General features: G+C 39.2%; 3 protein-coding genes. All 3 read right to left on the reverse strand.

Annotation, left to right across the window (positions count from 1 at the left end):
- Positions 1-76: 76 nt before the first annotated feature.
- The 3 genes from ACOVQ4_RS21950 to ACOVQ4_RS21960 all read right to left on the reverse strand — a co-directional run bounded on the left by ACOVQ4_RS21950 (position 77) and on the right by ACOVQ4_RS21960 (position 8,520).
- Positions 77-1,663 (reverse strand): SusD/RagB family nutrient-binding outer membrane lipoprotein, encoded by a 1,587-nt coding sequence (locus ACOVQ4_RS21950; RefSeq protein ID WP_421822729.1) that lies wholly within the window; start codon positions 1,661-1,663, stop codon positions 77-79.
- Between the two features lie 31 nt (positions 1,664-1,694).
- Positions 1,695-5,018, reverse strand: coding sequence for a SusC/RagA family TonB-linked outer membrane protein (locus tag ACOVQ4_RS21955; RefSeq protein WP_421822730.1), 3,324 nt, complete (start codon positions 5,016-5,018; stop codon positions 1,695-1,697).
- Between the two features lie 595 nt (positions 5,019-5,613).
- A complete protein-coding gene (locus ACOVQ4_RS21960; protein WP_421822731.1) occupies positions 5,614-8,520 on the reverse strand; it encodes an exo-beta-1,4-galactosidase in 2,907 nt (968 codons plus the stop codon).
- Between the last annotated feature and the right edge of the window lie 187 nt (positions 8,521-8,707).

Consider the following 8,707-nt stretch of genomic DNA (forward strand, 5'->3'; position numbering starts at 1 on the left):
CACTCAAAAAAATACCCCCTCGTCCATATAGATGAGGGGGATTTTTATTATCATTCAGTTTTTCACTTATTTATTTTTATTTTACATCCCAGAAAATCTTCGCGTCACGTGTATCTTTTGCTGAAACGGCGCTATAGTTCGGGTTGAATGTACGTTCACGACCAGGGTAAGTCAATCTGTTTGGTGGTAAAGCAAAACCAGAAGTATTATCCGCTACAAAAGTCAACTGAGGATATTTTGTACGACGAAGTTCAGACCAAGCTTGCACCGATTGCATAAAGCCAAATTGCACCCATTTTTGTGTCCAAATCAAAGCTAATTTCTGAGTCGAAGAACCAGCATATTTAATACTAGAATTTGCCAAGAAATCATTTACAGCTGCAGTAGATGGAGCAGTTAATTTTGGAGCTGTGCTATTACTCAAGTTATTCAATGCATAATAATAAGCAATGGATTGAGCTACACCCTTATTGTAGGCAGCTGCTGCATCGGTGGTAGTTCCCCAACGCTCGTAGGCTTCAGCTTTCAACAAATGTGTTTCGGCAGAAGTAAAAATTACACCTGGCAATTTGCTGTTGTACACAAATGTAGCTGAATCAAGCACAGCATATTTACCATTTGTAATATTAGTAGCTTGGTCGTTTGAGTTCAAATCCAAAGGCATCGCATTATAATCTGTATTGGCCACCCATTTGCTACCATCCTGACGACCACCTTTGTCATAAATTACCGCAATACGAGGGTCGTTTGCAGGTTTCAACACTTTGTCTAATAAGAATGAAGCCCCCAAATGGTTGTTTGACTCATAAAAAGCATTACGCAAGTTGTCGACATAAGTTGTTACAGGGTTCAACAAAGCGTTTTGGGTTGTTTCTTCCAACAAAGGATATTGAGTTGGGTTATTCAACATTTCCATCACTTCGGCTTTTGCTTTTGCTTCATCCACGAATGAAATACGCATTAAAGCACGCAAACGCAAAGAGTTGGCCAAACGGCGCCATTTAGTCACGTCTCCTTGGAAAAGGATATCTTGTTTCTTGAAAGAACTAGCCGTAACGCTGCTCAAGTTAGCTGTAGCAAAATAATTTGCGGCATCTTTCAAACCCGAGATAACGCTATTATATACCTCTTTAGCATCATCATACTTTGGCGAAACGATTGAACCGTTTAGGTTTAGCATACCTGCTTCTGAGAACGGAATATCTCCCCAAAGGTCAACCATTTGAGCAGTTTGCTCCAACATGGCTACTTTAGAAGCATTTACAAACACATCTGCGTTTTGTTTTTCGGTGGCAGAAAGTTTGGCATACTGCTTTTCAATTTCGCGATAATGAGCCAAAGGACCACTGCCATTTCCGTTGGTGGTGTAATAATCACCCCAGCGTTGCTCGGTATATTGCGCCTGTTCGCGGTAAATAAATTTATCGTTGGTAAAAGAAATTACCTGAGAAAATACCCCAGCGTGAGTCAACGCGAAAGTACGCATATCCCAATATTTTGGATAAATACGGTCGTTGTTGAGAATTTGGGTAAAAAATTTCTCAATAGAAGGAGTCGTCGTTTGTTCAGGATTCAGATACAAATCATCGAGTTGGTCTTTACAGCTACTCAATGTACCTACAATCGCTAACATCGCACTTATTTTGATGAATGTCTTTTTCATACTTTTCTAAATAAAATGTCTGATTGGTTGATTAAAAACTAGCGTGTAAAGCCACACCAAAGCTACGAGTTGCCGCTGTCGAACCTTCGTCGATACCCTGACGGTTCCAGCTTGTACCAATTGGTGCTTCTGGGTCAAGATTTTTCAAAGTACGGTACAAGTAGAATAGGTTACGACCAATCAAAGACACACGAACATTTTGCAAGCGTAATTTTTGAGCAACTGCCGTTGGCAAGGTATAAGACAAAATTGCTTCACGAACTTTCAAGTAGCTATTGTTATACACAGCACCGTTTTCGTACCATCCTGTAGCCCCCCAAGTATAGGTATTCATGTAATAAGAAGCGGCATCAATAATTTTGGTATTTTTCTCACCGTTTGCGGTTACACCATCCAACAATACACCATCATGATATACTTTTCCGCCGTTTGGAGCAGTAGCCGTGTGGCTCGATAACAATACGTTGTTGCCACTTGCATCTACATAATATGGCAAACCACCGTTTTCGGCATCACGATATTTCATCGTACTTTCAAACATCCCCGCACCTGTTGCATACAACAATGGATTTGATACCAATTGTCCGCCGATACGGTAATCCATGTTGATATCCAAACTAAAGTTTTTGTAGGTAAATGAGTTCAAGAAACCACCGATTAATTTCGGCATTACGTTACCTACTTTTTTGTAGTCAGAAGTCAAAGTATAAAGACCATCCTCAGAGATAATAAAGTTACCTTTTGAGTCAGTAGCACGTACGTGAGTATAGATATTTCCTAAGTAATCACCTTCGTCAGCTACAATTTTAATGGCCGATTGGTCAGCATCATACGCCACTAACTGAGGGATACCCTTTGCCAATTTCTCTACCTTGGTACGGTTGATGGCAGCGTTGATACGAGTATTCCAAGAGAAATCGCGAGTTCTGATTGGTGTTGCATAAATCGATGCCTCCCAACCAAACGAGCGAAGTTCACCTACGTTTGCCAACACCGAACTAGCACCAGTACTTGTCGGAATCGACGTTTGAAGGATTTGGTCTTTGATACGGCTGTTGTAGTAAGTCAGGTCAAAACCTAATTTATTTTTGAAAAACTTGGTTTCTAAACCAAATTCATTTTCAAACTTTTGCTCAGGTTTGATATTGTCATTACCATAGCTAGAGCTAGCACGCAAAGCTGGAACTGGACCGTTTGCAGTTTGCAAAATTGTTTGCGAATACGTTGTGTTAGCTACATACAAAGGAGGCGCATTACCTACAATACCATAAGAAGCACGGATTTTACCGTAGTTCATAAAATTAGGCATTTGGAAAGCATCCGAGAACACAAAACCAGAGTTTACCGAAGTATAGAAATAGCTGTTATTTCCTGCTGGCAATGTTGAAGAGTATTCTTGACGAGCTGTACCTTCTACAAACAACATGTTTTTGTAAGCTGCATTCAATGTCCCCAAGTAAGCAAACTTAATCATTTCTCTACGAGCAGCACTAGCATTCAATACGTTAGTAGAGTTGTTCATACTAAACCAGTTTTCAATTACCAAACCACCATTTGTACCTACAGATTGGTCATAGTATTTTTCCTGACGACCTTGTACACCAGCCGAAGCAGTCAAATCAAAATCAGTATTCAATTTTTTTGCATAAGTCAACATCGCATCACCGTATACGATTGAATAACGACCACTTGCTACACGGTATTCGCCTGTACTATTACCTGAGTTGAATAAAGTTGGGAACTCATTGTATTTTTTCACTTCAGTACCCAAGCTAGTAAAGTCATTACCCACACGACCACGCAAACCAAATTCATTATTGATTTTGTAATTCAAAGTAACCGAGCTCAGTACACGATCCTGATTTTCGTCCTCGCTGTTGCGCAAAGCATTCCACAACAAATCCATAATATCACCACCACGAATATTGTATTTGAACGCTTCAGCAGGGTTACGAGCAGGTACATTGAATGGTACATATTTATAACCTTGCGAAGTTTGATAATGATTCAAGAAGTTATTCATATCCTCTGCACGGCTAAAGAAACCACCATAGTTAGCTGTTACACGGTTGATTTGTTCAGGACGGTTATGCACTTTTGAGTTGATATAACTTACCACTACATCAGCAGTAACTTTATTACTCAATTTTACAGAAGAGTTCAAATTGAAAGTATTACGTTTCAAATTACTTCCGCGCATAATACCAGCGTAATCTGTTCCTGTATAAGAAAAACGGTAAGAACCTTTATCAGTAGCATTTGAGAAAGCTGCGTTAACCGTTGAGTTATAACCTGTTTGATAGAAATCGTTGAAGTTGTTAGGCTTAGCGCTATACGACTGCATAGTACCATCCCACCAAGGCATCATTCTGCCATCCATTTTAGGTCCAAATTGAGCATAAGCTCTAAAGTTTACACGCTTCGAACCGTCAGGGTTTGTGATAAAACCTTCCGCATCAGCTCCTACAGCCAAGTTGGTAGCACGGTCATAACCAGGGCCATATACATTCTGATACTGTGGTGTAAATGCCACACGCTCTTGGTTATACGTGTAATTAAGTTCTACTCCCATACCTTTACCTTTCACACCAGATTTTGTTGTAATCACAATTACACCATTTGATGCTTCAGAACCATACAATGCTGTTGCAGAAGCACCCTTCAATACCGATAAGCTCGCAATGTCGGCAGGGTTGATATCCAAAATACCGTTACCACGGATACGTTGGTCGTCCCAATAACCGCCATTGTTTAGGCCATTTGCACCAGCTTGGTTAAAATCACGGATTACGATACCGTCTACCACATAAAGCGGTTGAGTATTGTAATTCAAAGAGTTAACCCCACGTACTTGTACGTTTACGGCAGAGGTAGCTCCCCCGGGCGCAGTAGTGATTTTGACACCAGCTACTTTACCATACAAGGCCGAAGCAAAGTTGGTATTACCCGAAGCAGTAATTTCTTTACTCGAAACCGTTCCTATCGAGTAACCTAGTGCTTTTTGTTCGCGCTTGATACCCAAGGCCGTAACAACCACCTCATCAAGGTCTTGTGAAGTAGCTTCCAAAACCACGTCGATGGTTGTACGTCCCGACACTTCAACTGTCTTAGTAGCAAAGCCCAAAGATTGGAAAACTAATGATGCGTTTTTGGCAACCGAAATAGTATAATTACCAGAACCGTCGGTTACTGTACCTTTCGTGGTACCTTTTACTAAAATACTTACGCCTGCTAAGGCTGATTGATTGCTATCCACAACCTTACCTTTGACAACTTGTTGAGCCATAACAAGTTGTCCAGTCAAAATCAAGAGTGTAGCAAATAACGTAGTAAAAATTTTTCTACATGCTTTCATTGTTAGGAATTAAAAAGATGAAAATTGAAAATTGAGCTCTACATGAGCAAGTTTGTTTAAAATAGTTTTAGAGTGTTTACTGAGGAAAACCTTCCCTCCTTTCATTGTTTTTCATGGTTTAAATACGGTAAGTTAATGCTGACTTAAAATCCTACAAACCACCTCCTTATCAGTAGAATAGAAAGGGTTGACTGGATTTCGCAACCAAATTAATAAAATAAATTATTAAATATTAATTTATTGTAAATTATTTTAATAATAAGTTTTTCAAGGAAAATACTCGTAAAAAGCAAGAAAATTCCCGAAAAATATCTTTAAAGTAGAATTTTCAGGATAAAATCTATTGCAAAACAAGTTAAATGAGGAAGCAAAAGAGCAGATTTGTTTTTAAAATATTTTATTATTAATCTTTAATAAAACCTCTTTCATTTTACTTAAAAATCTCATTTTCAGAGAGTTACACAACAAGCTAGACTACCTTCATAAGCTTATTTGTTATTGGTTTTAGCTTTTATGCTTACCTCAAAAAAATTCCAGCAAGGATAAAACCTAAGTCGTATCCTTGCTGGAAAAGAACGTTGATAATTTGCGAACTCTAAGGATTCATCCCATTCTTTTTCACTTTCAACTCATCAGGAGCGTCTTTGGTATAGGTATTAAAATTAGGATTATAGGACTTGTCAAACAGATTTTTTACTACCTGTAAATCAACTGATTCCTGCGGGTTAAACGCTGTGGAAGCCATATATTGCTGTAAACTGTAAAGTAGTTGACGGGCGACGGGTCTTGTTTCCAAGTTCGAAGTAACATCTGCACTACAAATCAATAACTTTCCTTTACCCACTTTGGCCTCCACAATTAAACCCAGCGGCCTGTTCAAAAACCATGTATCGATTGGCTGAACTACTGGCTTGAACCCTTTAGGAAATTCATCGAGGAGCATCACCTGTGTTTTATGAACTAACTCCCACCATTGTACATTGGCATGAAAATCAGTAGGAAATGATTGAAAAGCTGGATGCTTTGGGTCGCATACAAAGCCCAATGTGTGTGGAGGACGCATTTTGAACCATGAGGTATTCCAGAAAACAGGTTGTAAATAATTAACGACTTCTTTACCCCTTTCAATTTTCCCAGCAGCTTGCAAAAAGACCTTCCCTCCTTTTTCCAAAATCTGCAAAGCTTTTTCATCTAAACTATTACAGGTATAAATTTCTTCAGAAAGTAGATTAGGCAATGTAGACGGATATACCCAAAACTCCCACTCGTTCTGAACAGAAGAACCTTTAATAGAGGCTTTAAGCAATAGTTTTTTGGCTTGATTGATTTCAGATGGAGCAAAATTGATTTTTCCAACTGGTAGATTATTTCCTATCGCATAATCTACTGGCTGAAACTCACCCTCTAGTTCAGTTTTTCCCTCTGTATCAACAATCTGCCAAATAATAGTTGACTTTGACAAGGCTTTTTGTCCAAAATGAAAGAGCTCCACAGGTATTTGTATACTTTCATTTTGCAGAAAAACAAACTTTGGAAAACGAGTTAAAATAACCGTTGAATCACAAAATTGACGAAAACCCTTAGCGTCGATATATCCTTTTTCCTCCCAAAAACTATCCAGCAAACCAACCAAGGCAGTGCCTTGCCCTGAATAATCGTTGAGTCCAAGCATTTGAAAACCAGCTGAAAGAGGCGTTCTAAATGCCATTTCCATTTCGTGCTTGTAACTAATGGCTTGTAGTTTGCCCGAAGCCATGAAGAAGTCTCTGCCTCGGTCGGCCATACCTCGGTCTTTTAAATCTTCCTGAAAAAGTTCATAGTTACGAGCTTCATACAAACCCTTATATTTTTTGATTTCGTCAAAATTCGGAAAGACACACCACTGTCCCAACTCGTGAGTAATATATGGGACTGTAAAATTTTTGACTTTTTCGGCAAAATCAGCACTGCCTGAAGGAAGCTTGTCCCAAGGCAAACCACGAGGCCCCGACTTAATCATATATTCGTTGGCAGGAACCAGCGGCCAACTCATGGCTACTGAGGCGCCTGTGTATTTGCGACGAGGGTCTTTTGCTTGCCAATATTTAATAAACTTTGTTAAATAATCCACTTGCTTCCCTCCTCTTGGCTCATTGCCATAAGCCAACATACAAAAAGAGGCATAATTACCATAAGCTTTAGCCATGCGGTTGGTTTCGTCAATAATGTATTGGTCAATCGGGTGACCGTCGCCCAAAGAGGAACCGTGATTTGCCCAACTTGGCCCTTCAGGTTGTAGATAAATACCCACTAAATCGGCAGCAATAAAGGCAGCCTCGGGAGGGCAATACGAATGAAAACGGAAGTGATTGAGCCCATAAGATTTGGCTTTTCTGAAAACCTTTTCCCAAGATGCCACATCCATTGGTGCATATCCCGTTAAGGGAAACTGGCAATTTTCGACGGTGCCTCTCAAAAATATTGGTCGTCCATTTATTTCAAAACGCGTTCCATTGATAGCAAAATCTCTCATGCCAAACTGAACATCTCTTACAGATTGCACACCTTCCTTCGTCGAAACCTGTATACTTAACTTATACAAAGCAGGTACGTATTCATCCCAAGTCAGAAAATCGTCACCCATGGGCAATGTATAAGTGAAGGTATTAGTACCTTTTTCTGCCTTAAAATCTACTGTAAGCGGTGTGGCTGAATGTTGTTTATTGGCATTAAAACTCTTAGCAATAAGGTTAATTTTTCCCGAAACTGTAGCAGATAGATTATTTTCTAGTTGAATGACGATTTTAGCAAGTTTTTCCTTTACATTAGGATACACCTGCACATCCGAAAGCCAAACTTGTCCTTCGGTACTCAACTCCATTTTACCCACAATACCATTCCAGTTGCCTTGTGTATGGTCCGTTATACTGTGAGAATCCTTTCCTACGTTGATTTCTTTAGTTTTATTATCTACTCGTACTGTTAGTGTATGTTTTCCTGTACTAAGTTTTCCTGTCAAATCATACACATGGGCTACACAAAGAGAATTTTGCAAACCTATTTCTTGATTATCAATCCACACACGGGTTTCGTAATGTGGGCGTTCGAGGTAAAGCCAAATACGTTGATTTTTCCAATTGGCTGGAACGGTAATATCACGTTGGTACCATGCGCCACCTACGTAATGTTTTTTAGGAGTAAGCCAAAAAGGAAATTTTGGACGAGGCCCTTGGCGGTATTTTGCCATACGGGGATTAAAATACCATGAGCTATCATAAATACTCCCTGTCCATTGGGTCTGCAGTGTAACGGCATTTCCTTTACCATTTTCAAGCATTGAGCCTGGTAATTTTACCTTATCTTTTAATTTTCGAGAAAACCATTTTTCTTGGATACCCTTATCCAAAGAATCAATGGCAAACCGCCAAGTACCTTGTAAATTAAGCTTTTGGGATTGTCCAATCGAAGCGAAACTTGGGAGGACAAATAAGGCTATGAATAGATTTTTGAGGATTTTTTTCACGGTCAAAATGGTAAGTTATACAATCAAGAATGGCTGATTAAGATAAAAATCATAGAAAGCCTAAATTGTCAAATATAACTTGTAAAAATCTACACTCCATCATGTATCATCCTGATGATTGTCGATTTTCTTGTTCGAGACTTTGTCTCGGACTCACTCTTGCTTCAGTTTTAAAACTGTTTAAAAA

The organism is Flectobacillus sp. (genome assembly GCF_049240685.1).
Classification (GTDB): domain Bacteria; phylum Bacteroidota; class Bacteroidia; order Cytophagales; family Spirosomataceae; genus Flectobacillus.